Consider the following 21716-nt stretch of genomic DNA (forward strand, 5'->3'; position numbering starts at 1 on the left):
GGTGCTGCGGGTCAGGCAGCGAGACCGAGCGGATAGGCGCAGGTCAGGCACGTTCCGAGTGAGGGTGGGATGACGTATCCGGCGTCGCGTTGGCAGGTGGGGCAGGTGCGGCGGGCGGTGTTCGCCTTGGCCAGCGCTGCCCACTTCGCCGGGGTCATGGGCCGGACGGGCTTGGCGCGGTCGATGCGGTACAGGTACGCGACCAGCGGCCCGCGCCCCCGTCGGGGGCGCTGGAGTTCCGCGACGACGTCCTGGCCGCCGGGGCGCAGGTTCATCGCGCGGAGCTGGCGGCGCGTGGCCAGTCCGTCCGGCGCCAGGTGCCACCGGTAGACCGGCAGGGCGGTCATGAGCGGGCGGTGCCGTTGACACCGGTCAGGGCGCGCGGCTGGTGCGCGGTGAGCTGCGCGGCGCGCGCGGCACGGAAGTCACGCAGCCAGTTCCGCGCGTTCCCCGGATCCACCGAGCACCGCTCAGCCAACTCCGCAGCGCTCGGCTCGGCACCGTTCCCGGAGGTGACCTGAGACAGGTAGAGCTGCCATCCGGCCTGCTTGGCCTCGGACTTGAACACCGGATCCGGGTCGCCGCTGGCGTGCTCGGCCACATCCCCCAACAGCCGCTCCCGCAACGCGGTAGCTTCCTCGATCTGGTCCCTGACCTGCCCCAACGCGGTGCGCGCTTGGTCGTGGGCCCGCTGAAGGGCGTCGGTTTTGGCGGTCAGTCGCTCCAGCCGCTGCTGCTCGCCTTCGACGGTGGTGCGGATGCGGTCGGCTTCCTGCTGCGCGGCAGTGATCAGGCCATCCGCGCGCTTCCGCGCGGCCTGCTCGGCCTGCCGCGCGTCCTCCGCGCGCTGCCGCGCAGCCTCCACCTCACCATCCACGCCCTGCCTTTGCTGAAGCAGAACGGCGTGCTCTTCACGGGCCGATTCGAGGTCCCTCTGCGCGGCACGCAGGGCCTCTTCCGCGCGCTCCCGCGCGGCTTCGGCTTCCTGCCGCGCGGCATCCGCGCGCGAGGACTCCAACCGCTCCGCAGCCGGGGTGACCGCCAGGTCCTCGATCAGCGCCAGCACCGCCGGGGCGTCCGCATAGTTCAGACGGGCCACCTCATCCGCGCGGGTGAGCGCGGCCAGACGGCGCACCAGGGCCAGCGACTGGCCGGTGTCGGTGGCGACATCGGCACGGTCCAACGCCTTCTGCGCCCTGCGCCGCAACCCCCGCAACCGGCGCCGCGCCCACCGGGAGCTCCCCTTGACTGGCCCGGTTTCCAGGGCCAGACGGAGCCGGTAGACGCGGTGCGCGGCCCGCTGGGCCAGCGCGGCGCGGGCGACGGCGGAGGAGGAGGTGCGGGCGTCCAGGCCCAGCAGCGCGAAGAGGGCGGCCCATGCGTGCTGCCACAGCAGCACCACCAGCCGGACCGGGCCCGGCCGCCCACCCGTCTCATCCTCGTCGGGGCGCTCGTGGTGGAGCTTGCTGCGCAATTGCAGCTCGATCAGCCAGGCGGCCAGGCCGGGGATGGCGGCCAGGACCGGGCGGGCCCACCAGTTCGGGGCGTGGACACCGTTCATCGAGGCCGAGAAGGACACCAGCAGCCAGGCGGTGCGGTGCATCAGCCGCAGCTCCGGCGTCCACCCCACCTCCGGATCCGCCGCCCGGTACATCATGACCAGCAGCGTCATCTCAGCCGCGTCGAACACCGCGATGAACGCCACCGCCAGCAGCGCCGGCAGTCCCGCAGTGCCGGTGGCGAACCCCCACAGGCCGTGGACGGAGACGGCGACGCCGCCGAGGGCGACGACGGCCTGGGGGCCGATGCCGGACAGCCACGCCGACTTCCGCAGCCGCCCCACTGCCCACGCCGCGAGCGCGAGCACCAGGACGGCGGCGGCCAGCGGAGCGGCCCAGGACAGCCAGCCCGGCGCGGCCGGGAACAGCTCGAACAGCCAGGAGGTCATCGGACGCCTCCCACCAGGGCCAGCACAACCGCGACCAGCGCGGCGACGGTGAAGGCGGCACCGGCGGCGCGGGTGAGGTCCACCGCGCGCTGCAACCGGACGAACTTGCCCACCGCCAGCCGCGACAGACGGGCCACATGCTCGGCCAGGTCATCAGCGAGCAGGACCGCGCGCAGCTGCTCGGCGGGCAGCCTCGCCCATAGCGGGAAGCCCTTCGGACGGGCGCCACCGAGGTTGGGGCGCACCGCGGCCAGCAGTACGGCGACCGAGGCCACCAGCAGCACGACGCCCACGGCGCCGATGGCCAGTGCCGCCGGGGGGAGGTGCAGGCTGGTGGCGACGGTCCAGACCCCGGCCAGCAGGGCGCCGTTGAAGGCCAGCAGCAGCGACGCCTTGCTGTCCGTGCGGCCGATCTCTGTCTTCACCTCCGCGTGCGCGGCCGCCAGCACGGCATCGGCCCCCGGGGCTGTCATCGTCTCCGGGGTCACTGCGCACCTCCTTCGGTATCGAGGTCGGTGCCTCGGCGGCCGTCGCGGCGGCCGTTGACGGTCCGGTACGAGGGGTTGAGGGTGTGGGTGATGGACCAGCCGCCGCCGGTCTGCTTGACCCCGTACATGACCTCGTCCGCCACCCGCAGCGCCGCCGACAGATCGACAGCGGGGCGGTGGGTGTGGAGGTAGGCGCCGATGGAGGCGCCCAGGGACAGCGGCAGCCCGTCGTAGGTGACCGGAGAGCACAGCCACTGGTGTAGGTGGGTCAGCTCTCCGCGCACGGTCTCGGGGTCGGGGCAGCGGATGACGGCGGTGAACTCGTCCCCGCCCAGCCGGGCCACGGTGCCCAGGGGCTCGGCCCACTGGGCCAGGCGCCGGCCGGTCTCGCGGATCGCGGTGTCACCGGCCGCGTGCCCATGGACGTCATTGACCTGCTTGAAGCCATCCAGGTCAATCACCAGGGTCGCCACGACATCCCGCCGCGTCTTGCACAGGATCCGGGCGGCGCTCTTCTCGAACGCGGCCCGGCGCGGAAGCCCGGTCAGGTCATCCCGCTCGGCGCGGTCGATCAGGCGCTGCTGCCACAGCCCGTGAACGGTCCACCCGGCGGCCAGAGGGGCGGCGGCGGACAGGGCGATGAGCGTGTGGCTCATGACCGGCCCCCGCTCTCCCGCCAGGCGGCGGCCTCAGCCTCGGAGAGGACGCGGCAGTGCCAGACATGCACCTGGACGCCATCGATCACCGTGGTCACGTCGGTGTGCTGGAAGGGGCCGTATCCGGGGTCCTCAGTGTGCTCGGACGCCGCGGCGCCCAGACGGGCCGCCCACGCCCTCACGTCCTCAGCGGTGGAGGCGTGGAGAAGGATCTGGTTGCCGTACCTCAAACGCGCCTTCTGCAACGGCAGGTCGGCGTGCCGGGTCACCAGCTCCCGGGCCAGTTCGCAAGTACGCAGCAGCGTCCGCTTATCGGCGGCGATCATCTCCAGCGGCGACTGTGCGGCTGCGGTGTTGGTCGTGCTCACGCGGCCACCGCCTTTGACACGGTCGCGGTCCGGCCCGTGCTGCGAGCCGGGCGCGGTCGGGGACCGATGCTTCGGCGACCGATGCTGGGGAACAGCACCGGGGCGTGGGCCTCGATGGCCTCGGCGGCGATCCGGCTGACGCTGTCGATCAGCTCGGGGTCGTCGGCGAGGATGTCACGGGCCGCGTCCAGACGGGCCGCGCGCTCCTCTTCGCCCTCTCCCTCCTCGCCGAGCCACAGCTCGAGCGGGGTGCCGAGGGCGAGTTCAAGGTAGTCGGCGTCCGTGGCCACCTCATGGCGGCCGATAAAACTCTTCATGGGGAAGCTCCGAAGTCTCGGATGGGCAGGGGGGAAGCCGGGGCGGCGGGCTGTCCTTGGTCGGAGGCCGCCGCCCCGGGGGTGGTGCTATTCGGCGTAGCCGAGCGGGCTGAGCGCGGAGTGCGCCTGGTCGAGGCGTTCGGCCAGCAGCTCCGCGTCTCCGGCGGCCCATTTCAAACCCGCCTGGACCGCGTCGATCTCGTCCTCGATGGGGCGTCCCCGGTCGCTCGTGAGATGACCGTCGGTATGCAGGCCGGTGATGAATGCCTCGATTTGCTCCAGGGCCTGAGGGAGACGGTGCACGAGTGTCTTGAGGTTGGCGACGGTGCTGTACGCGTCGCCCGGGTGTTCCAGGCCGCCGCCCGGCTTGCCGACGACGTGGTTGAGCTGACGGATGGCTTCGGCCGCCGCATCGGAGAGTTCAACGGCGGTCATCATCCTGCGAGTCATGCCTGGCTCCTTAGGACCGTTGTGGATGAGCAGGGCGGAGCCGGGGCGGCGGGCTGTCGTTTGGCCGGAGGCCACCGCCCCGGAGCACCGCAACAGGGCGGCCGCACCCCAAGTCGCCGGGTGTGGCCGCCCTGCCGGCGGGGTGTGCGGTCGGTTACTTCTTGCCGCCCTTGAAGACCTGGAAGCCCTGCGGCTTCGGGGTCGGCGGGTTGGTCGCGCCGGGGTCGCGGCGCGGCAGCGGCGGGGGCGGCGTCTGGGGCGTGTCCTTACGAGCCACTGGACTGCCTCCGGATGGCTTCGGCGGCCCGCCGCGCCGCTTCGGCCGCCTCGGCGGCCTGGCGGGCAGACGCGATCCGCTGCTGGGCGAGCGCGTCAGCGGCCTGCTGCTCGGCAATCTCGCTCATCGCGAGCCTCCCGCCCGGACGCGCCGCAGGGCCTCGTCCATGTCCGGGTCGCTGTCGCCGGGGTTCGCGGCGAGGACGCCGCATGTCATGCTGGTGATCACAGGTTCCTCCAACCAGGTGCCTGTACGCGGTCCCCGGGTGCCACCGGGGACCGCATCTTTTTGACCTCTCTCACGAGTGGCCACAGCCACCCGGCAACCGGCGCTGGAGCGCTGTTGTCGGGGACTGTGAGCACTGGTGCTCAGCCCGGGATTCGTACGCCCGAGTAAAAGTTCTGCGATCTCAGATCACTCGATGCCGGCCACCGCTCCGAAGAGCAGAGCCGGGCAGGTCACCCGGCCCGACATGGGCGGTCGGGGTGGTGACCCGCACCCATCGACCACACGTGTGCATGTGGCTGGGTCGGCACTCTGTGGAGTTCTCAAAGCACGAGCGCTGCCTTCGAACCCGTGTCACGGGGTGCTCCGGACGCTGCTGCGATACATGTAACACATGTATCGCTCCACCCGTCAAGCGACTACCGAGCGGCAGTGCTCTTTGGTGTGACTCCAGATTGCTGGCGCAGCGTCAGACGTACGACTGCGCTGATGGACGGCTCCAGGACGACTCGCTAGGGTCGAAGTCGTCCCAAGACGTCCTTGCCCTGCGGGAGGACGACGAGATGGCCAACGAGCGGCTCCGAGGCGCGATCTTGGAGCGCGGATTCACCTACGAAGAAGTCGCGGAACGCCTGGGTGTCGCGTCCAAGACGGTGGAGCGCTGGGTCAGCGATCCAACTCGCAAGCCCTACCGCCGCTTTCAGTACGCAGTGGCGTCTCTGCTGAGATACGAGGTGTCCTACCTCTGGCCCGATGAGCGCACCATGGCGGAAGTCGCGGCCGCGGGTAATGCCGAGTTGGTCAAGCTCTACCCGCACCGATCCGCCGTACCGCACAGCCTTTGGCCTACTCTCTTCTCTCAGGCCCTCCGGCACTTCGACGTGCTGGTGTACTCCGGCTTCTGGCTCACGGAAGACTCGGCATTCCTGCGCGTCGTGAAGGAGAAAGCCAGCGCCGGTGTACCGGTTCGATTCATGCTCGGCGACCCGGACAGCGCGGCCGTCGCGACGCGAGGCGATGACGAGGGCATCGGCCCGTCGATGGCCAGCAAGATTCGCAACGCCCTGCTGAACTACAGCCCCCTCTTTGGCCTCCCTGGAGTGGAGTTCCGGCTGCACAGCACCACGCTCTACAACTCGATCTACCGGACAGATAACGAGCTGCTGGCCAATGGTCACGTATACGGCGTCGGTGCATACCTGGCGCCGGTTCTCCATCTTCAGCGCGTCCCTGGGGGCGAGCTATTCGACACCTACGCTGAAAGCGTCGAACGTGTCTGGGAGAGCGCACGCCCGATTTCGTCCCCTACCGATTGCGCAGGAATTCACGCATGAGTCGCATCGACTACTACCATGACCCCGACGCTCCCAAAGCGAACTCCGTCGTACCATCCGTCACCGCTGTGGTTCAGGACGAGGCTGGGCGCCTCCTGCTCATCCACAAGACGGATAACGACCTGTGGGCCCTCCCCGGAGGGGGCCACGACATCGGAGAATCTGTCTCCGAAACCGTCATCCGAGAGGTGGCAGAGGAGACCGGCATCACCGTCGAGGTGGACAACATCGTCGGGCTCTACACCGACCCCAACCACGTGATGGCGTACGACGACGGAGAGGTCCGGCAGCAGTTCTCGATCTGCTTCCGAGCTCACCCCACCGGCGGGGAGCTCCGGACGAGCAGCGAATCAAAAGAGGTCCGCTGGGTCTCCCCAACGGACCTCGATGACCTAGACATCCACCCGTCGATGCGGCTGCGCATCACGCACGGCTTGGATGCTTCCCGGAGCGAGCCCTACCTCGGCTGACCGGCTTCTGCTTCAGCCATTCGGCTCTCGACCCGCGCAGCAGCAGCATGGATCTCGGGGGCAGCGCGCTGAATGAATCGGGCGACGATCGTGTCCGGCCCGTAGCGCTGCACGATCTCATCGAGCCGCGCGGCCGGCGTCGTGTGGCCACCGTCTGGGGTCGTTGTCATGTCGCAGAAGATGAGCGCATCCACCAGCTCGGGCCGCTCCATCGGGAACTCCCCCTCCAGCTCCTCGCGCAGCCCCCGCTCCTCGGCCTCCAGGAGCGCGCAGGAGTGGTGCGCCACAAGCCGGACGACACGCTCGTCGGCGCCCTCCTGGTCCCGCAGAAACCGCGCACCGTCGAGAGGATGGAAGCCGGTGGTAGCGATCGAGGGCGAGTACCCGATGTCGTGGAGAATCGCGGCGGCCTCCAAGAGGTCGGCATCGCGGCCGAGGATCGGGCGCAGAGAAGCAGCGCGCTTCGCGACTCCCAGGGAATGCGCCCAGCGGCGCGGCAGCGGTTCGGCCAGCAGCGATTCGGAGAGCGCGTATGCCCGCTCGGTCAATGCCATGCTGGCCAGCCTACGAAGTCTGGGTGGAAGCCGGGAGAGCACGAACCGTGCGGCCCTTGCCCTGGGCGGTCGCGAGCAGCCCTTGGCCCTCCATCTGGGCCAACGCCCGACGTACCGCTGTCCGTGACACCCCGAAGTCCTCGCAGAGCCGTGCCTCGGAGGGGTACGCATCCCCTACAGCCAGCGGTGTCGCCGTGATCAGCTCCGTCATTCGCTCAACCAGCGGGCGCCGGTCAGACGTACCGCTTACCGTGCGGCCGGCCCCGGGCGCTGAGTGGATCAGGCCCTCATCCTGTAGCAGTGCCAGGGCTCGCCGGACCGTCGTCCGCGATACGCCGTGATCCCTCATGAGACGCGCCTCAGAAGGCAGAGCCGCGGTGATCCGCCCCTCCTTGATTTCCTTGCGCAGCGCATCGGCAATCACCAGATATGTACCTCGCGGGCTGGCCCCCGGCATCTGGTCTCCTCCGGTCCTCTTCAGATCCTCGCCCCTTCAGGTCTCCACGACCCAGCCCTAGCCTCGCATGATCACCTCCCTCCCGGATCGGGGCGAGCGACCGTTAGCGCCACCAGCGGGGCAACCAGCCTCACTGAGCAAGTAAGTCAGACCCGGTATCAGGCTCGCCTTGCTGTCGTTGAGGCGGACGTCGGAACTGGACGACCTCACCCTCGCTCGCTGAGGTGGTGCCCGTTCGCGGGCGGAGATCTTGAGGAAGAGGAGCAATCGAGCGAAGAACGGTCGGGTGAATCGCTAGATGCTCGGCGGCGTTGATATACGGCTTGGCCCCGAACTGGCGAGTTAGAAGGGTCCCGAGCAATAGAGGTGTCTCTTGTCCGACTGTCACAGGCTCGTTCTTACGCCAGCCTCTTTGGGTGAGTTGCACGTAAAGGGATCGTTTGCGGCTATCGCTTAGATTCCCGATCGCGTAACCTCGCATGATCAGTGCTTGAATGGACACCCCCCAGGTTGCTTTTAGGCGTGCGTAGCCAGTCAGGGATAGCCGATCTGTGATCTCCGCGACTGCTCTCTCGCGGGGCACAAGAAGTGCACCGGCGAATCTATTTGCTTCTGTCTCCGGATCCGTCGCATGCGGGCGGAAGGTGTGGAGAATCAAATGAGCGAGCTCGTGCGCGAGCGTAAATCGATCCCTATCGCCCTGGGCGCCAGGGAAATAAGTAATGAGTGCCGTTTCGCCTATTCCGCCCCAATATGAGAGGCCGAAATGGTTCTGCGTGGCGCTCCGTTCCTCGCTAACAGGGTCAGTGAGCACAATGGGCGCAACTGCAATACCCGTTCTCTCCATGGCCCGTGTCAGGTTGGGGATTGGCTTGTCAGGAGCAAGCCGAAGAACCTTGCGCGTAGCGTCCGCCAGCTCTTCGATGTCTTCAGGCTTCAGTTCATCCGCTGTGGCGTACGGGAGGGGAGGCACCGGGTAGCGAGCGTCCTGGAGGATGTCTTCACTTACCCGGTAGCTCTCCCCGTAGAAGGCTTGAACCCGCTTTGTGACGGTGCGACTTGCTGATGCAAGCTTGCGGAAATGGAGCGAGTCTCGCGGGATGGTGGAGGGGCGCGCGTAGAAGAAGGACATCGGTGTACCGGTTCCATCAGCTACTGCGCGCAGACCCTCCTCCGTGGCTTCTCGGGCCCCCGTCTCGACTTGAGAGATCCAACTCTTGCTCATGCCGCATATGTCCGACAGCGCGGCCCCTGTGAGGCCCAACAGTTCTCTCAGGGTGCGCAGGCGCTCACCAGGTGAAGCCCCTAGCACCGTGCTCATTTGCCGTCATCCTCCATAGGTATATCGATCTCGTCGAGGCCCTCTGCGGCAGGCTCGAAGTGCAAGTTCTTCAGGTCGACCGCAGTCTCAGGCAGGGGGAAGTCTAGATCGGTTTTCGCCTTGCCGCCGAAGTTCCACCTGCCGATGGGACGAACCACCCGAAAGGATGGCACTCCCGTTCCTGCATTGATGCGCCATAGCGCGAGCAGCTTGTCGTTCGGGGGTCCCTGGAGCTTTTCCTGTAGCGGCAGAGGAGGGTTGTGGTAATAAGCGGTACGTGCCCGGTTCGGCCCTGGCGGGGGCACGTCCTTGTCGTTGAGGGCATGCAAGACGCGTACCGAGTACTCGCTATCGGTTAGCGACAGCTCCCCGTTGCGCGCATGGTTGCCCGAGAGTGCCCAGACTCCGAGGTTTGTCTTGCGCAACCTGTAGTGCGCAAGTGCCCGAATCGTGTGCGTTCCATGCCATGTGTACACGTGGTGGGAGAGCTCTGGCAGCGCTTCGTCGCGGCGCTGCGCCGCCCATGCGAAGACGTCATGGAGCGGCTCACAGAGGTCCGCGAGGGCATCGCGTACGCGCTCAACCTCGTCCTTAATCATGGGCGTGAAATTATCACAGGGCAAATTAAGGGTGTAAGGGTGCGTGCCTGTCGTCTCGTCCCAGGGGCACCCGTCGGGGGCTGCCCGCGCGCTTCCGTCATGCGGGACGAAGTGCTCTTGGCCGTGAGGCAGGCGCGTGGCCAACCTGCGGCCAGACTGAGGCCGCTATCGGCGGGACGCGAAGTCGGCATGCAGGTCACAGGGGCTATAGGTTCTGTGGGGCGACCGGTCTTGAAAACCGTCGTGGCAGCGATGTCACCGAGGGTTCAAATCCCTCAGCCTCCGCAAGTGAACGGCCCCTGACCAGGCAAGACGGTCGGGGGCCGTCGCCATGCGTGCTACCCGCCGGGCACCGCCGTTTCCCGTGATTCCCCGACCGATCGGGCACGGAAGGGGCACGGTCGGACACCGGCTGAGCGGGCCCCCGCCGACTACCGATTGATCGGAATCTCGTACACGATCTCGCAGTGAGCGGCGGGTACGACGATGTCCGCCGTCTCCACGGGACGCCCCTGGTCGCTGTAGTACGTCCGCCGGATGTGCGTGACGAGCGCGGCCTTCTGGATGCCGAGAAGTGACGCCTCCTCGGCGGTCGCCTGCCTCGGCTCCGGCTGCTCCACGGCATGGCTGACGGTGATTCCGATTGCGGCCATGCGATTCACGACGCCCGCCCCGGCGTGCGGCCCTCCCTCAGGGAGGACGACGAGCGTGCCTGCGGTGAGGTCGTACGGCTCCCAACTCGTCGACAGCTGCACGGGCCTGCCGTCGGCCAGGAACTCGTACGACGTCCGGACGGACAACTCGCCCTCGGCGATACCGAGCCGCGCTGCGATGTCCGCTGGGGCCGGCACCTTGGCGTCGGTTCGGCTTTCCCAGTCGCCGTACTTGCCGACGGCCTTCATGTCCGCGCGGAACGGCGACCCTTCAGGCTGCTCGCGCGCCGATGACCGGACGACCCGCACCCGCTGCCGGGGCTCGGCGACGTAGGTACCCGATCCGGCTCGGCCCTCCAGCACACCCTGGGAGATCAGCAGCTCCTGCGCCCGGCGGACCACGTTCTCGCCCACCCCGCACTCCTGGCCGATCTGGGCACGGGACGGCAGGCGGTCTCCCGGCTCCCATACGTGCTCCGCGATCCGCCGCCGGAGTTCGTCGGCGACGCGGAGATAGGGCGGCTGCTCAGGCATATGGAAAATCTAGTCCACTAGCCCTAATCTAGTTAACTAGCTTCACTGAAAGTGATCGCCAGTTGACGGAGGCTGCCCTGTGTCCGTTCCGGGAGTTAGCGCGGCGGCCATCGCCGCCCGGCTGTCCGCCGTCGGGCTCCCCACGCGCGTGGAGGAGCACGCCCGATTCACATCGGTCGAGGCGGAGGTGCCGGAAGCGCTCTCCGCCGAGTCATGGAAGGAGGTCCTGGCGGCGGTGGCCGAGGCCGATCGGTTCGGGCTCCTCGTCACCTGCCGAAACGGCCGCACTCTCCGGGCGGTCGTATACAAACCGGTCCCCACGACGGGCGATGTCAGGGGACCGGGCCATCAGTGATAGGAGCTGATTCAGCGTGCTCAACCGTATCCGCCGCGCCGTCTCCCTCACCAGGGCGCGGCACTTCTCCAAGGGCAGGCACCGCCGCCCCTTAACGCCTTCCCGACCGCAAGCCGCAGCCTTCTCTGTGCCCGCTGACGAACCGACGCTCAGCCTGGGCCGGGCCTCCGACTGGGCGAGGCACCGCTACTCGCTCACAGCCGAGGAACCCGCGCTCGTCCGCCCGTACGTGCTGGCCTGGGAAAGGCGCGCACGACAGCACCCGACGATTGTCGTTGCTCCCCATCTGCCGACCGAGGCCCGATCGGCCCTTCTGGGGGCCTGCTGATGCCCTCTCGACGGCAGACCCACAGCCCGGCCGCCTCGACCGCCACCTACCGCTCGCCAGCCTGCCGGATCGGCACGCACGACACCTGCACGGAGTCCTCTCCGGCTTCGGCGCCGGTCGACGTGCCGTTGATCTACGAGGCCTGTGGCTGCCCGTGTCACTCGGCGTCCGGCCAGGCCCGGCCAGCAGGGGTGAAGCCATGAGCGACTGGACACCTGGCGGCGCGTCGCCATCGAGTATCGAAAGCCATCGAGAGGTAGACGCAGGGATGACGGCACAGAACGAACTGAGGCTTCTCCCATGGACGGGGCCTGAGGGCAAGCCGTGCTACCTGGACACCGACGATCGGGAGGGCTTCATGTCCCGCTTGGCGGACCACATCGAGGCAGAGCAACTCGGGATGGCCTCCGAACTGCTGGGGCAGGCGCTTCAGGCACTCGACGACGAGACCGCAGATCTGGAAAAACTGAGGCTCGTCGCCGCGCAGTTGGCAGGCGCACTGCGGGACGTGCTGCGCGTGGCGACCAGCCGTGGACACCGCCTGGCTACGCCTGAGTAGACCCTTCAGGGGAACGGCCGGTCGACTTGCCACCGCGGGTTCTGGCTAGCAGTCATGTGCAGTACAACAGGAAGCCTCGGATACGTTCCGAGATCCCCCAGCTTCACGCAGGCAATCGGCCGGACGGACCTAGCTGTGCTGTCTCGGCACGTTGGTGACGGGACAACACACCTAGGACAGCCGCGCCACCGACCCGGCGTTCGGACACCCGTAACTGCTCCTTGCAGTCAAGGGACCTGGGGTCCACCTCGTGCCCCGAGGCATCGTCGTGTATGCAGTCAGAGCGTGTCCTGATTTGACACAATCGGAAGACAACAGTCCGTAATTCAATGGCCAAAGCATGCTTTGGTGTCACAACGATATGTCTGTAGGGACTCGTCGTATAACCTGTATGGGCGTCATATGCCTGCCCATACACGGGAGATCGACTCATGGATCAGCAATTCTCCGCCGCCGACGTCGAGCGAGCGGTCGACGGATCGTCGGTCTCCTACCTCGGTACGGGCACTTTCGGTGAGACGTGGAGGGTTGTTGACGGTGAGCGGGATGCTGCGTACAAGATCATTTATCGTGACGATGCCGACCTGGAGCGACTGCGCCGGGAGATCGCTAGTTACCGGAGAGTAGTTTCTGAGAACGTTGTCCGCCTGGATGACGTCGTTCGACTCGAGGTTGCCGGGCGGCAGAGGGTGACTCTCGTCTTCGAGTACATCGAGGGGGGTGACCTGGCTGAAGCAGTTCCTCAGGTTCGTCCGACGGCTGATGAACTCGTCAATTTGGCGAGCGGCTTGTTGAGGGGTATATCAGCGATTCATGCAGCAAACCTGCTGCATCGGGATCTCAAGCCAGCCAATATTGCTCTTCGGGGCGGAGAGTATTCCCATCCAGTCATCTTGGATTTGGGGCTCGCCAAACTGATGGACGTAGAGTCCATTACTCGGTATCCGCAATTGATCGGAACGCCGATGTATATGGCGCCGGAGCAACTTCGTGGCGAGCGGGCCCTAAAGGCGAGTGACCTGTGGGCAATTGGCGTAGTTCTCTATGAGGCAGCGACCGGGCAGCATCCCTATGTAGCGCAAGGGGAGACGCTGTCGTGGGATGATTTCTTCGAACGTGTCGCGCACAAGCCCTCACTTCCTAGCCAGACCCCGCCTAGCGTTGCTGACTTGATTGATCGGTGCCTGTCTGAGCAGCCGCACAAGAGGGGCACCGTGGCCAAAGCTATCCGTCGTATCAAGGGGGAGTAGACATGAGTGGTGACGACGAACTGCATTTCGTTGTGGACTCGGCGACTGCTGATTTCTCCGACGCCGAGACGATCGATGACGATCTCTTTGGCTGGGAGGCCGAGGCAGAGGCCGAGGCAGAGGCCGAGGCTGAGGCCATAACTGACTCCTTTGATGAGGAACGCTTCGGTGCGGCGAGGGAATGTCTAGAGAGCGGTAAGCCGCTCTTCCTGATCCAGCGCAGTCATCAGCATTCATCGATTATTCCGGCCGCACTGAATCGCATCAATGCTCTGCATGGCGACTTCCTCAATCTTGGTGTGGTTGCTCCGATTCCTCGGATGCGCCCCACGGGGCAATCCGGAATCCCAACCTTTTTTACCAATACTGCCGTTGCGCCAATTCAGGTTGCTGACCCTGAGTGCTTCGCTAGGGCAGACTCGTTTGGCTCGATGCTTGCAGACCAGCGCGACGGTAAGCCTTACGCTGGGCCGTCGACGTCGGGAAGGTGGTCCTTCTTCAACCGTGACCTCCCCTCTGGCTGGACACCAGAGTGGGTTGCAGAGGTCATGCGGACTCAACGCGACCTAGGGGCGACTCTTCTCTTGACTCCGGGGCTCTGGATGGACCCGGCTGACAGGGCCCGAAGTCTACGCACCCTTCGAGAGCACGTGGACTGGGCGCGTGATGAGGTTCGCGATCACGAGAATCTCGCAGTCAACGTGACCATCTCGTCTACGTGGCTTACCACAGGGCGCCTGCGGGATGCGCTTCTCGCCGAACTGCTCGACATGGACGAGGATATCTATTACGTGCGAGTCCGCTGGCCTCTTCTTGCTCAGCCGTACGGGCAGCTTGCTTCGTCAGAGATCTTGGATGGGTATGCAGAGCTATCGAGTATCTGCGAGGAGAATGACAAGTTCTTGATCCTCCCCAATACTGCGCTGACGGGCTGGGTAGCGCTCGCATGGGGAGCAAGTGGCTTTTCTACAGGGATCGGAACCGGTGAGCGCTCGTTCTCCGATACCAAGGTTATTAAGATCAAGCGCACGACCCCTAGGCCGGCGCCGACGAACAGGACTTTCCAACGCAGTCTGCTACACGTGGTAGACGTAGATACGGATGCGCTGCTTTCGGCGCTCCCCGGCGAGCGTGCATGTGATTGCGAGTTCTGTCGAACCCAAACGCCAGGCTTGTGGGATAAGGCAAAATCTGGTGCGCACTACCTGCTGAAGGTGGCCGAGGTTGTGGCCGAAGCATCCGATCACTCTCGTGGGCGAAGGGCCGGTACGCGTTCCATTGCTCGGGAAGCCCGGGATTTCAGGGACACGGCGTCTTCTGTAGTTCCGCTGAACAATGCAAACGATCCCAAGCATTTGGATCTCTGGCTGGATCGGCTCAAGTAAGGAGTAACGTCGACTTTCGGGGGTCGTCTCCACTGCTGGTTGTGATTAGCTTGCCAAATACGTGACCCCAGAAACCTGAGTTCCCTCCAGAGCCCCGAACGGCTAGCACTCGCTCCGCCACTACGAAGCGCTCGCTATTCCTTGGCGACTTCCGCGGTGGGTTGTGAATTACCGTGAGGGGCTCTGTTAGTGGATCCGCGGAAATGGAAAGCAATCCCATCCCTGCATGATTCAAGGCGGCGAGCAAGGTGTGTTGCGACTTCGGTAGGCGCTCCGCATCCATGGCCAAGAACGTTTTGTTGGCGAACCTAGTGTGAGAACTTGCTTGCGCTAGCGCTCGTTGCCAGTCAGTTCGCTTTACTTCGATTGCGTAGAGGCTTGTAGTCGGGCACTGATAGGCGTGTTTAGATTGCCATTGTCCTCGACCTGCGCGTTCGACCCATCCGAACTCTCTTAGCATTGGCATGAGTTGCTGAGTGATATGAGATGGGGAGGTTAGGATGCTTGATGCGATCTCTGATGTCGTAACGATGGGTGATGGCCGACTTCCGGCTTCACATTGCTGTTGGGCGGCAGTAAGGGAAGAAGCGATATCAATCGCAGATTTTGATTGAATGGGGTGAAGCCCCCACTTTTTCCGATCCTCTATGACCTGCTTGTTGAAGACGGCGAAGATGAGGTCGGCTACACCTTTGGGTGTTTGAATTTCATAGAAGTACTCCCAAGGTGTCCTGGGTGATGTAAATTTGTGCCGACTCTCGGTTAGGGGTCGCAACATGTCGGCTTCCCTTTTGAACTTAGTCATGCGACCCCTCCGAGAGCTTGCTTCGCGAAGCCACCATCGTACGAGACGGGGCTGACAGTGAGTGCTGCGCTGGTCCGTTATTCAAGCTGAGACGTGAGCAACCAGGCAGCGCCACCTGGAACTCTCGTTCGTAAGGCCATTGCGGTCCAGTGCGCTGGGCGTGTAGCCATCGAAGTCCATTGGCCATAGGCGCGGCCGTGGGAAGTTGCTGTGCTCTCCTGTTCGACAGCATTCGGGGTCAGCAGGGTCATCGAGGTCGGCGGAGCGGCTTTGGGCTGGAGCTGCTTTGGGGCGAGAGATCATGGCCCCGTAAGCTTCCGGCGCGTCGGGCAGTCTGTGGACCTGCCCGCTAAAGCACGACGTTGGGGCCATGATCTTAGAGGCTCGCCCCAAAGTGGCTGCCTAAAGCCGTGGAGCCGACCGCCCCAGCCACGACGTACCCCTTCTCTGACGTCAGGCGGCTGGCTGCTGTGTGCGCGGCACGGGCGGCGGTCGGGCTGGAGCGGGGCGGAGACAGGAGTGCAGGCCCGGCCGGGGGCCGGGCCGCGCGCGGGGAGCGGAGCGAGCCGCCTTGATCGAGTAGGGAAAGTTCTACCGCGCGCTGGTTGATCGCCTTGGTCGGCCGTGCCTACTCACGTGAGTAGGTCATGGCTAGAGTTGTGTCGCGCGACACAACAGGACCGCAGGAGGAGCGTGCTCACGGGATGGGACCGAAGTCGGAGCGGGTCTACCGCACGATTCGCGAGTGGATCGCTACGGGCAAGTACTCGCCAGGTTCCAAGCTCCCGTCCGAGCGGACCCTGTCGGAGGACCTGGAGATCGGCCGTACGGCCCTGCGCCAGGTGCTGGCCAGGCTCGTTGCTGAGAGCGTCGTCGAGGTGCACGGACGTAGCTCCTACCGGGTGCCGGATCGGTCAGTGACCACCGAAGCGCCGGCGGACCTCGAGCCCTGGCAGATTCATGGTGAGCGGACGCTGTATGACAACCGCTGGGTGAAGCTGAGCCTCGTCGACGTGGAACCGCCCGGCGTGCAGCGCTTCGAGCACCATGTGGTCAAACTCCATCATGTGGCCATCGCCGCCGTGATCGATGACCAGGACCGGGTGCTCATGATGTGGCGGTATCGCTTCGTCCCTGATGCCTTCGGCTGGGAGTTGCCGGGCGGCATCGTCGATCCGGGGGAGGAGCCCCTCCAGACCGCCTTGCGTGAAGTCGAGGAAGAGACCGGCTGGCGGCCGGACGCCTTGCAGCATGTGGTCACGTACCAGCCCATGGTCGGCATGGTCGACTCGCCGCACGAGATCTTCGTCGGTCATGGGGCGAAGCTCGTCGGTGAGCCGACCGATCTGGAAGAGGCCGGGCACATCGCCTGGGTGCCTCTGTCCGACATCCCCGGGCTGATGGCTCGTGGTGAGCTGATGGGGTCCGGCACCTTGGTCGCCCTCCTCCATGTGCTCGCTTCGCGAGGTGCTGGCACGTCGCCTACAAGCGCTGCGTGAGCTGCTCGATCCGGCGCCTGTGACGTACTGACCTCGTCCGGCTTGCCACCAGCCGGGCTTGACGCAGGTGTTTCTGCGCCTGGTCGAGTTCGCCGCGGGCCAGGTGGGCCTGGGCCAAGTCGCAGTGAAGCCCCGCTGATGCCCTTATGAACGTGGGGTCGGTCGTCTCCAGCGCGGCGTACAGGCTGCCCACCGCTTCCGCGTCGCCGACCAGGGCGAGAGCGCTCCCGCGCCACCTGGTGAGGTGGCCTTCGTTCAGGAAGATGCTCAGCATGTCCGGGTCGCGGGCTTCTTGTCCTTCGGGCAGGTGTCGCATCGCGAGCTCAAGAGCCTGCTGGCACTCGGCCTGGAGCCCAGCTCGGGCGCAGATCTCCGCCTCGGCTGCGTACAGCCAAGCCCTGAGGCGTGGAGACATGCCCTTTCCGCCGAGACGTTGTGCATCTCGGACCAGATGCACCGCCATCTCAGGACGTCCCGCGTCACACAGCACGTATGCCTGCTCGGCGGTGGCGTGCGCGAGGTACATGGGCTCCTCGGCCTCCTGGGCGGCGCGCTTCCCCAGCTCGTAGTGACGCCAGGCTCGTTCCACGGCTCCGACGTCGAGGGCCTGCCAGGCCGCCAAGGTGGCCGCTCCGGCCAGAGCCAGAGCGACCGGACGTCGGGTCTCCGGCAGTACCGCGAAGGTGAGGGCATCTTCCAGCCGTGTCAGGTGGGCGGTCATCTGGTCGACCAGACTGGTGGCGCCCATCTGCCGGTCGACGGTCCGGAGCAGTTCGGTCTGCTCCATGAACGTCTTGACCATCGTCAGGCTGACGTTCCGGGCCTCGTCGATCCGGCCTATGAGCTCGTCGTACCCGTCGGCCGTGGCGAGTGCCAGCGGCGACTGTGATCCTCCCGCCAGTTCATCGTCGGTGATCCCGAGCAGCGCACGGAGGATCTTGGCGTAGTGGCTGGAGATCGTCCGTCGGCCGTTCTCCCACTCCGAGACGTACACGCGCAAACTCGCGGTTGAGGCGACGGTGAGCATGTGCTGGCGCGCATGGCGTTCGATCTCCCGCACAAGACGCTCTTGTGACCATGCCCGTGCCGTCCTCGCTGCTTTGAGTCCACTCATCGCGTACTGCCGCTCCGCGTCGGGGGTGTTGAGCCGTAACAGCAGCATGCCTCACATCGGCCCAGGTCGGCAGGGGTTAACGGGTCTGCTGTTAACCCCTGTTGTCTACCGGTGCGTTGCTCGGGGCGCTTCCCTAGAAGTGTCGCAGTCGGGCGAGTTGAGGTGCCGGACCAACGACGATGCTTGACATCTGGTGCGCACCAGATGCAACCTTCTGGTGCGCACCAGAAGGAAGCGCGAACACTCCGCAGGTTTGCTGCGGCATTCAATCAACGATCAGGAGCGGCGACCCACCGCCAAGCAAGTACGCCGCTCCCGCCCCTGAAGGGACCTCCATCATGCGTCAGATTCCCGTCGACACGTCTGCCGCGACCGTGATGGTCGCCAAGCCCGCCCAGCCGAAGGTGCGTGATCGCCGTACCGGTGAGATCGCCTTGGACGCGGACGGTGTGAAGCTGATGACCGTGGACGTGATGTTCGCGGCCAACGACGACGTTGAGATTCTGTCCATCGCCGTCCCGGAGACCGGTATCTCCGGTGACCTGGCCATGGGTACCCCGGTCGCGCTCACGGGCCTGATAGCCCGTCCGTGGGAGAACGAGTTCAACGGTCAGAGGCGGCACGGGATCGCCTTCCGCGCCGTCGCGGTCACCTCGCTCGCTGCCACGGGCGCGGAGGCGGCCTGATCATGACCTGGTTCATGGTCGCTGTGGTGGTGGTCGTCGCTGCTGCGGGTCTCCTGCGGTGGCGGCGCCCCGCCTGGTACTGGCTCTCCATCGGCGTCACCTTCGCCACTGTGCGGGTCCTGGTTCGCTATGCCTCGGTCATGGATGCCTGCGGGCTGACCGTTCCGCCCGCCCGCTGGCGCCTGGCTCTGGCCCGGATGACCGGCCGGGAGGCGCCGGGCCCCCGCTCGCCGCGCATCCTGCGTCTGCGCCCGACCCGCACCGGCCTGGTGCTGCGGCTCAAGCTCAGGCCCGGACAGGACGCCTTCGACATCGCCGCCGCCACTGACCGGCTCCGCCACTCCTTCGGCCTGTACGGGGTCACCTCCCGTGAGATCCGCTCGGGTGTGGTGGAGGTGCGGATGACCGGCTACGACGTGCTCAAACGGGTGCAGATGCCCGCCCAGCTCGATACCCGGCCGATGCGTATTCCGGTCGCCCTGCGCGAGGACGGCTCGGTGCACTACCGCGACTACCGCGCTGTCCCGCACGGGCTGACCCTCGGTGCCACGGAGTCCGGCAAGTCCGTCTACCAGCGCAACCTGGTCGCTGGGCTCGCCCCGCACCATGTCGCTCTGGTCGGCATCGACTGCAAGCAGGGCGTGGAGCTGTTCCCGCTGGCCCGCCGGTTCTCCGCGCTCGCCGACAACCCCGACGCCGCGCTGGAGTTGTTGGAGGCGCTGGTGACGCACATGGAGGAGGTGTACCAGCTCATCCGGGCCGAGCAGAGGATCAGCGTCGCTGTGCCGGATGCGGAGATCGCCGCCGATATCTGGGACCTGCCCGAGGTCATCCGGCCGGTACCGGTCGTGGTCCTGGTCGACGAGGTCGCCGAACTCGCCCTGTACGCCACCAAGGATGAGGAGAAGCGGCGGGACCGGATCATCACCGCCCTGGTCCGCGTTGCCCAGCTCGGCCGCGCGGCCGGCATCTACCTGGAGATCTGCGGGCAGCGCTTCGGCTCCGAACTCGGCAAGGGCATCACCATGCTCCGCGCCCAGCTCACCGGCCGCACCGCCCACCGTGTCAACGACGAAACGTCCGCCAACATGGCCTTCGGCGACATCGCCCCCGATGCCGTGCTGGCCGCGATCCAGATTCCGGCCGAGACCCGCGGTCTGGCCATTGCGGGCGATTCGACCGGCGGCTGGCACCGTATCCGCGCCCCGCATACCTCGCTGCGCGAGGCCGTGAACATCTGCAACAAGCACGCCCACCGCACCCCTGACCTGCCCGCCTTGGCGGCCTTCCGCCCCGCCACCGCAGCGGTGCCCTCGGCCCGGGTCCGGCTGTCCAAGACAGCCCCCGCTTCCGCCTGACCCTCACCCTCTCCTCCGGTCGGCGTGACCGTCTTCGCGCCAGGTCCCTACCCCTCCCATGCCTGACGACAGGAAGGAAGCTGTGATGGCCCGCCTGCGTGTCGACGCCGTTCTGGTCCAGGCGGTCATCGCCGGGGCGCTGTCCTTCGCCCACTTGCACGATCTGGCCGCCGCTGCCGGACAGGACGGCTGGAAAGCCTGGGCCTACCCGATCAGCGTCGACCTGCTCCTGGTCGCCGCCTGGCGTCGACTGCGCACCGGCGGACCCACCCGGCTGGCCTGGTGCTGGTTCCTCATTGCCTTGGCCGCCTCCCTTGGCGCCAACGTCGCCACCGCCGGACTCCTCGATATGCATCAGGTCCCTGCCTGGCTGCGCATTCTCGTTGCCGCCTGGCCCGCTCTCGCCTTCATGGGCGGGACTCTCCTTGCCCACACCACTACCCACCCGGAGCCGGAAGCGTCGGTGCACCCCGACTCGACACCTCAGCCCCCGGCCGTCGAGGACGAGCAGAAGCGCGAATCCGCACTCGCACCGGTGGCCGACGTCGAGGAACGCGCCGCGCCTCCCGCCCCCGAGCCTCAGCCCACCCCGGCCCCGCCCACTGCTCCCGCCGTCCCCGTTCCAGCCGCGCTGGTCGACCACGCCCGCAAGGTCGCCGACGACCACCACGCCCGCACCGGGACCCCGATCGACACCGACACCCTCCGCGCCCGTCTCGGTGTCCCGTCCCAGCTCGCCGACGCCATCGCCGCCCAGCTCGCCTGACACCGAAAGGAAGCGACGCCCCCATGACCCGTGATCCGGCTGGCCCGACCGCTGCTGACTACCTCGACGGCGCCCGCGAGATGGCCGCGGCCGACCGGCCCTTCCTCGCCCACCTGCTCGCCGAGGAAGCAGCCCAGCGCACCACCGACCCGGCCACCGCAGCCGGTATCCGCGCCAGCTTCCCCGACCCGACGACCACACGAACGGAGATCGACTGAGATGCCCGCCCGCGACCACTTCCACTCCGTGATGCGGATCGGTCCGGTGCAGATCGGCACTCACCGCGACCGGAACGGCCGCACCGTGCACGCCGCCGTGTGCACCGCCGACCGCTGCGGCTGGTCTGCCGACTACTCCAGCCAGTCCGCCGCCCAGCTCGCCGCCCGCACTCACCGCTGCCGCATCAACTGACCGGAGGTTCCGCCATGGACGTCCCGCTCTGGCTCGCCCTGATCGTCGTCGGCTGGCTCGGCGTCAAGCTCATCCGCCCGCCTTGGTGGCTCATCGCCGTACTTCTCCTCGGCGGCTACCTCCTCGCCGAGAGCGGCTTGGCCTCCGTCGCCGACACCACCGTCAAGTAACCCAGGAAGGAGAACCACCCATGTTCCGGCCCAAATACCCGACCATGCCCCAGCCCACCGGCCTGGTCACCCCGACCCCGCAGACGCCGACCGTGATTCAGCCGACCACCATCACCCCTGCCACTCCAGCCCCGCCGCCGATACCCAGCGCCCCGGCATCTATCCGGCCGGTCGTGCAGCTCACCCCCGGCACCGCGATCGCCCTCGTCGGCGGCGGCACGGCCGTGGTCCTGGTCGTCGGCGCCGTGCTGGTCTCCATGCTCCTGGCCGTTGCCATCACTGGCGTTTCGGTCGCCGTCTGCGCCGTCGTCCTGCGCTCCCTGCTCGCCTCCAACACCAAGCGCCGCTGAACCGGCCCCCGGGCGGCTCCGATACCGCC

General features: G+C 66.5%; 29 protein-coding genes. 14 read left to right on the forward strand and 15 right to left on the reverse strand.

The features are described from left to right. Nucleotides 1-11 precede the first annotated feature (11 nt). The 9 genes from ACMTAK_RS26465 to ACMTAK_RS26505 all read right to left on the reverse strand — a co-directional run bounded on the left by ACMTAK_RS26465 (nt 12) and on the right by ACMTAK_RS26505 (nt 4631). Nucleotides 12-347 carry an RRQRL motif-containing zinc-binding protein gene (locus ACMTAK_RS26465; RefSeq protein WP_413808507.1) on the reverse strand — a complete coding sequence of 112 codons (336 nt, stop codon included), beginning with the start codon at nt 345-347 and terminating at the stop codon, nt 12-14. Next, complete coding sequence (locus tag ACMTAK_RS26470) at nt 344-1948, reverse strand: DUF2637 domain-containing protein (RefSeq protein WP_413808508.1); 1605 nt, start codon at nt 1946-1948, stop codon at nt 344-346. The genes ACMTAK_RS26465 and ACMTAK_RS26470 overlap by 4 nt, the downstream gene beginning before the upstream one ends. Next, entirely contained in the window at nt 1945-2436 is a 492-nt protein-coding gene (locus tag ACMTAK_RS26475) for a Pycsar system effector family protein (protein ID WP_413808509.1), read from the reverse strand. The genes ACMTAK_RS26470 and ACMTAK_RS26475 overlap by 4 nt, the downstream gene beginning before the upstream one ends. Further along, the gene (locus ACMTAK_RS26480; RefSeq protein WP_413808510.1) at nt 2433-3092 is read right to left on the reverse strand and encodes a GGDEF domain-containing protein; all 660 of its coding nucleotides are present in this window, start codon (nt 3090-3092) and stop codon (nt 2433-2435) included. Before ACMTAK_RS26480 ends, ACMTAK_RS26475 begins: the two co-directional genes overlap by 4 nt. Beyond that, the gene (locus ACMTAK_RS26485; RefSeq protein WP_413808511.1) at nt 3089-3460 is read right to left on the reverse strand and encodes a hypothetical protein; all 372 of its coding nucleotides are present in this window, start codon (nt 3458-3460) and stop codon (nt 3089-3091) included. Before ACMTAK_RS26485 ends, ACMTAK_RS26480 begins: the two co-directional genes overlap by 4 nt. Then, nucleotides 3457-3777 (reverse strand): hypothetical protein, encoded by a 321-nt coding sequence (locus ACMTAK_RS26490; RefSeq protein ID WP_413808512.1) that lies wholly within the window; start codon nt 3775-3777, stop codon nt 3457-3459. The genes ACMTAK_RS26485 and ACMTAK_RS26490 overlap by 4 nt, the downstream gene beginning before the upstream one ends. Nucleotides 3778-3864: 87 nt before the next feature. Further along, complete coding sequence (locus ACMTAK_RS26495; protein WP_413808513.1) at nt 3865-4227, reverse strand: hypothetical protein; 363 nt, start codon at nt 4225-4227, stop codon at nt 3865-3867. A 154-nt stretch (nt 4228-4381) separates the two neighbouring features. Continuing rightward, complete coding sequence (locus ACMTAK_RS26500; RefSeq protein ID WP_360066177.1) at nt 4382-4504, reverse strand: hypothetical protein; 123 nt, start codon at nt 4502-4504, stop codon at nt 4382-4384. Beyond that, nucleotides 4494-4631, reverse strand: coding sequence for a hypothetical protein (locus ACMTAK_RS26505; protein WP_156107420.1), 138 nt, complete (start codon nt 4629-4631; stop codon nt 4494-4496). The genes ACMTAK_RS26500 and ACMTAK_RS26505 overlap by 11 nt, the downstream gene beginning before the upstream one ends. 661 nt (nt 4632-5292) lie before the next feature. Here ACMTAK_RS26505 and ACMTAK_RS26510 point away from each other — a divergent pair. Together ACMTAK_RS26510 and ACMTAK_RS26515 are read left to right on the forward strand one after the other, a co-directional pair. Beyond that, nucleotides 5293-6063 (forward strand): helix-turn-helix domain-containing protein, encoded by a 771-nt coding sequence (locus ACMTAK_RS26510; RefSeq protein ID WP_413808514.1) that lies wholly within the window; start codon nt 5293-5295, stop codon nt 6061-6063. Further along, on the forward strand, nt 6060-6533 hold the full coding sequence (locus tag ACMTAK_RS26515; protein WP_413808515.1) for an NUDIX hydrolase: 474 nt from the start codon (nt 6060-6062) through the stop codon (nt 6531-6533). Before ACMTAK_RS26510 ends, ACMTAK_RS26515 begins: the two co-directional genes overlap by 4 nt. On the opposite strand, the gene ACMTAK_RS26520 is transcribed toward ACMTAK_RS26515, so the two are convergent. The 5 genes from ACMTAK_RS26520 to ACMTAK_RS26540 form a co-directional block, all read right to left on the reverse strand. After that, a complete protein-coding gene (locus ACMTAK_RS26520) occupies nt 6521-7087 on the reverse strand; it encodes an HD domain-containing protein (protein WP_413808516.1) in 567 nt (188 codons plus the stop codon). The genes ACMTAK_RS26515 and ACMTAK_RS26520 overlap by 13 nt on opposite strands. Nucleotides 7088-7097: 10 nt before the next feature. Continuing rightward, on the reverse strand, nt 7098-7544 hold the full coding sequence (locus ACMTAK_RS26525; protein WP_413808517.1) for a GntR family transcriptional regulator: 447 nt from the start codon (nt 7542-7544) through the stop codon (nt 7098-7100). A gap of 130 nt (nt 7545-7674) precedes the next feature. Continuing rightward, nucleotides 7675-8865, reverse strand: a complete 1191-nt coding sequence (locus ACMTAK_RS26530; protein ID WP_413808518.1) for a helix-turn-helix domain-containing protein — start codon at nt 8863-8865, stop codon at nt 7675-7677. Then, complete coding sequence (locus ACMTAK_RS26535) at nt 8862-9464, reverse strand: hypothetical protein (protein ID WP_413808519.1); 603 nt, start codon at nt 9462-9464, stop codon at nt 8862-8864. Before ACMTAK_RS26535 ends, ACMTAK_RS26530 begins: the two co-directional genes overlap by 4 nt. A gap of 431 nt (nt 9465-9895) precedes the next feature. Next, complete coding sequence (locus tag ACMTAK_RS26540) at nt 9896-10651, reverse strand: GntR family transcriptional regulator (protein WP_413808520.1); 756 nt, start codon at nt 10649-10651, stop codon at nt 9896-9898. Between the two features lie 79 nt (nt 10652-10730). On the opposite strand from ACMTAK_RS26540, the gene ACMTAK_RS26545 reads away from it, so the two are divergent. The 5 genes from ACMTAK_RS26545 to ACMTAK_RS26565 all read left to right on the forward strand — a co-directional run bounded on the left by ACMTAK_RS26545 (nt 10731) and on the right by ACMTAK_RS26565 (nt 16832). Further along, a complete protein-coding gene (locus tag ACMTAK_RS26545) occupies nt 10731-11006 on the forward strand; it encodes a hypothetical protein (protein WP_413808521.1) in 276 nt (91 codons plus the stop codon). A 596-nt stretch (nt 11007-11602) separates the two neighbouring features. Further along, the gene (locus tag ACMTAK_RS26550) at nt 11603-11893 is read left to right on the forward strand and encodes a hypothetical protein (protein WP_413808522.1); all 291 of its coding nucleotides are present in this window, start codon (nt 11603-11605) and stop codon (nt 11891-11893) included. A gap of 431 nt (nt 11894-12324) precedes the next feature. Beyond that, on the forward strand, nt 12325-13143 hold the full coding sequence (locus tag ACMTAK_RS26555) for a serine/threonine-protein kinase (RefSeq protein ID WP_413808523.1): 819 nt from the start codon (nt 12325-12327) through the stop codon (nt 13141-13143). Nucleotides 13144-13145: 2 nt separating this feature from the next. Further along, the gene (locus tag ACMTAK_RS26560) at nt 13146-14528 is read left to right on the forward strand and encodes a hypothetical protein (protein WP_413808524.1); all 1383 of its coding nucleotides are present in this window, start codon (nt 13146-13148) and stop codon (nt 14526-14528) included. A 1509-nt stretch (nt 14529-16037) separates the two neighbouring features. After that, nucleotides 16038-16832: an NUDIX domain-containing protein gene (locus tag ACMTAK_RS26565; protein ID WP_413808525.1), complete on the forward strand. Its 795-nt coding sequence runs from the start codon at nt 16038-16040 to the stop codon at nt 16830-16832. Here the strand turns inward: ACMTAK_RS26565 and ACMTAK_RS26570 are convergent. Beyond that, a complete protein-coding gene (locus tag ACMTAK_RS26570) occupies nt 16816-17859 on the reverse strand; it encodes a tetratricopeptide repeat protein (RefSeq protein ID WP_413812995.1) in 1044 nt (347 codons plus the stop codon). The two genes, ACMTAK_RS26565 and ACMTAK_RS26570, sit on opposite strands and share 17 nt — an antisense overlap. Before the next feature lie 425 nt (nt 17860-18284). On the opposite strand from ACMTAK_RS26570, the gene ACMTAK_RS26575 reads away from it, so the two are divergent. The 7 genes from ACMTAK_RS26575 to ACMTAK_RS26605 all read left to right on the forward strand — a co-directional run bounded on the left by ACMTAK_RS26575 (nt 18285) and on the right by ACMTAK_RS26605 (nt 21687). Continuing rightward, nucleotides 18285-18632 carry an SCO3933 family regulatory protein gene (locus tag ACMTAK_RS26575; RefSeq protein ID WP_413808526.1) on the forward strand — a complete coding sequence of 116 codons (348 nt, stop codon included), beginning with the start codon at nt 18285-18287 and terminating at the stop codon, nt 18630-18632. Nucleotides 18633-18634: 2 nt separating this feature from the next. Then, complete coding sequence (locus ACMTAK_RS26580; protein WP_413808527.1) at nt 18635-19990, forward strand: FtsK/SpoIIIE domain-containing protein; 1356 nt, start codon at nt 18635-18637, stop codon at nt 19988-19990. 85 nt (nt 19991-20075) lie between these two features. Then, on the forward strand, nt 20076-20756 hold the full coding sequence (locus ACMTAK_RS26585) for a DUF2637 domain-containing protein (RefSeq protein ID WP_413808528.1): 681 nt from the start codon (nt 20076-20078) through the stop codon (nt 20754-20756). A gap of 23 nt (nt 20757-20779) precedes the next feature. Next, nucleotides 20780-20974, forward strand: coding sequence for a hypothetical protein (locus tag ACMTAK_RS26590; RefSeq protein WP_413808529.1), 195 nt, complete (start codon nt 20780-20782; stop codon nt 20972-20974). Nucleotide 20975: 1 nt separating this feature from the next. Continuing rightward, nucleotides 20976-21167, forward strand: a complete 192-nt coding sequence (locus tag ACMTAK_RS26595) for a mobile element transfer protein (protein WP_060953032.1) — start codon at nt 20976-20978, stop codon at nt 21165-21167. A 14-nt stretch (nt 21168-21181) separates the two neighbouring features. Next, nucleotides 21182-21337 (forward strand): hypothetical protein, encoded by a 156-nt coding sequence (locus tag ACMTAK_RS26600; RefSeq protein ID WP_119989908.1) that lies wholly within the window; start codon nt 21182-21184, stop codon nt 21335-21337. Between the two features lie 20 nt (nt 21338-21357). Further along, nucleotides 21358-21687: a SpdD-like protein gene (locus tag ACMTAK_RS26605; RefSeq protein ID WP_413808530.1), complete on the forward strand. Its 330-nt coding sequence runs from the start codon at nt 21358-21360 to the stop codon at nt 21685-21687. The last annotated feature ends 29 nt before the right edge of the window (nt 21688-21716 follow it).

It is taken from the genome of Streptomyces lacaronensis (assembly GCF_047337785.1).
GTDB lineage: Bacteria > Actinomycetota > Actinomycetes > Streptomycetales > Streptomycetaceae > Streptomyces > Streptomyces lycopersici.

What these genes read in the sequence shown, in the direction of transcription:
- ACMTAK_RS26465 (WP_413808507.1), bottom strand. Translation starts at nt 347, where the DNA reads ATGACCGCCCTGCCGGTCTACCGGTGGCACCTGGCGCCGGACGGACTG.
- ACMTAK_RS26470 (WP_413808508.1), bottom strand. Translation starts at nt 1,948, where the DNA reads ATGACCTCCTGGCTGTTCGAGCTGTTCCCGGCCGCGCCGGGCTGGCTG.
- ACMTAK_RS26480 (WP_413808510.1), bottom strand. Translation starts at nt 3,092, where the DNA reads ATGAGCCACACGCTCATCGCCCTGTCCGCCGCCGCCCCTCTGGCCGCC.
- ACMTAK_RS26490 (WP_413808512.1), bottom strand. Translation starts at nt 3,777, where the DNA reads ATGAAGAGTTTTATCGGCCGCCATGAGGTGGCCACGGACGCCGACTAC.
- ACMTAK_RS26495 (WP_413808513.1), bottom strand. Translation starts at nt 4,227, where the DNA reads ATGACTCGCAGGATGATGACCGCCGTTGAACTCTCCGATGCGGCGGCC.
- ACMTAK_RS26505 (WP_156107420.1), bottom strand. Translation starts at nt 4,631, where the DNA reads ATGAGCGAGATTGCCGAGCAGCAGGCCGCTGACGCGCTCGCCCAGCAG.
- ACMTAK_RS26510 (WP_413808514.1), top strand. Translation starts at nt 5,293, where the DNA reads ATGGCCAACGAGCGGCTCCGAGGCGCGATCTTGGAGCGCGGATTCACC.
- ACMTAK_RS26515 (WP_413808515.1), top strand. Translation starts at nt 6,060, where the DNA reads ATGAGTCGCATCGACTACTACCATGACCCCGACGCTCCCAAAGCGAAC.
- ACMTAK_RS26520 (WP_413808516.1), bottom strand. Translation starts at nt 7,087, where the DNA reads ATGGCATTGACCGAGCGGGCATACGCGCTCTCCGAATCGCTGCTGGCC.
- ACMTAK_RS26525 (WP_413808517.1), bottom strand. Translation starts at nt 7,544, where the DNA reads ATGCCGGGGGCCAGCCCGCGAGGTACATATCTGGTGATTGCCGATGCG.
- ACMTAK_RS26530 (WP_413808518.1), bottom strand. Translation starts at nt 8,865, where the DNA reads ATGAGCACGGTGCTAGGGGCTTCACCTGGTGAGCGCCTGCGCACCCTG.
- ACMTAK_RS26535 (WP_413808519.1), bottom strand. Translation starts at nt 9,464, where the DNA reads ATGATTAAGGACGAGGTTGAGCGCGTACGCGATGCCCTCGCGGACCTC.
- ACMTAK_RS26540 (WP_413808520.1), bottom strand. Translation starts at nt 10,651, where the DNA reads ATGCCTGAGCAGCCGCCCTATCTCCGCGTCGCCGACGAACTCCGGCGG.
- ACMTAK_RS26550 (WP_413808522.1), top strand. Translation starts at nt 11,603, where the DNA reads ATGACGGCACAGAACGAACTGAGGCTTCTCCCATGGACGGGGCCTGAG.
- ACMTAK_RS26555 (WP_413808523.1), top strand. Translation starts at nt 12,325, where the DNA reads ATGGATCAGCAATTCTCCGCCGCCGACGTCGAGCGAGCGGTCGACGGA.
- ACMTAK_RS26560 (WP_413808524.1), top strand. Translation starts at nt 13,146, where the DNA reads ATGAGTGGTGACGACGAACTGCATTTCGTTGTGGACTCGGCGACTGCT.
- ACMTAK_RS26565 (WP_413808525.1), top strand. Translation starts at nt 16,038, where the DNA reads ATGGGACCGAAGTCGGAGCGGGTCTACCGCACGATTCGCGAGTGGATC.
- ACMTAK_RS26570 (WP_413812995.1), bottom strand. Translation starts at nt 17,859, where the DNA reads ATGCTCACCGTCGCCTCAACCGCGAGTTTGCGCGTGTACGTCTCGGAG.
- ACMTAK_RS26575 (WP_413808526.1), top strand. Translation starts at nt 18,285, where the DNA reads ATGCGTCAGATTCCCGTCGACACGTCTGCCGCGACCGTGATGGTCGCC.
- ACMTAK_RS26580 (WP_413808527.1), top strand. Translation starts at nt 18,635, where the DNA reads ATGACCTGGTTCATGGTCGCTGTGGTGGTGGTCGTCGCTGCTGCGGGT.
- ACMTAK_RS26585 (WP_413808528.1), top strand. Translation starts at nt 20,076, where the DNA reads ATGGCCCGCCTGCGTGTCGACGCCGTTCTGGTCCAGGCGGTCATCGCC.
- ACMTAK_RS26590 (WP_413808529.1), top strand. Translation starts at nt 20,780, where the DNA reads ATGACCCGTGATCCGGCTGGCCCGACCGCTGCTGACTACCTCGACGGC.
- ACMTAK_RS26595 (WP_060953032.1), top strand. Translation starts at nt 20,976, where the DNA reads ATGCCCGCCCGCGACCACTTCCACTCCGTGATGCGGATCGGTCCGGTG.
- ACMTAK_RS26600 (WP_119989908.1), top strand. Translation starts at nt 21,182, where the DNA reads ATGGACGTCCCGCTCTGGCTCGCCCTGATCGTCGTCGGCTGGCTCGGC.
- ACMTAK_RS26605 (WP_413808530.1), top strand. Translation starts at nt 21,358, where the DNA reads ATGTTCCGGCCCAAATACCCGACCATGCCCCAGCCCACCGGCCTGGTC.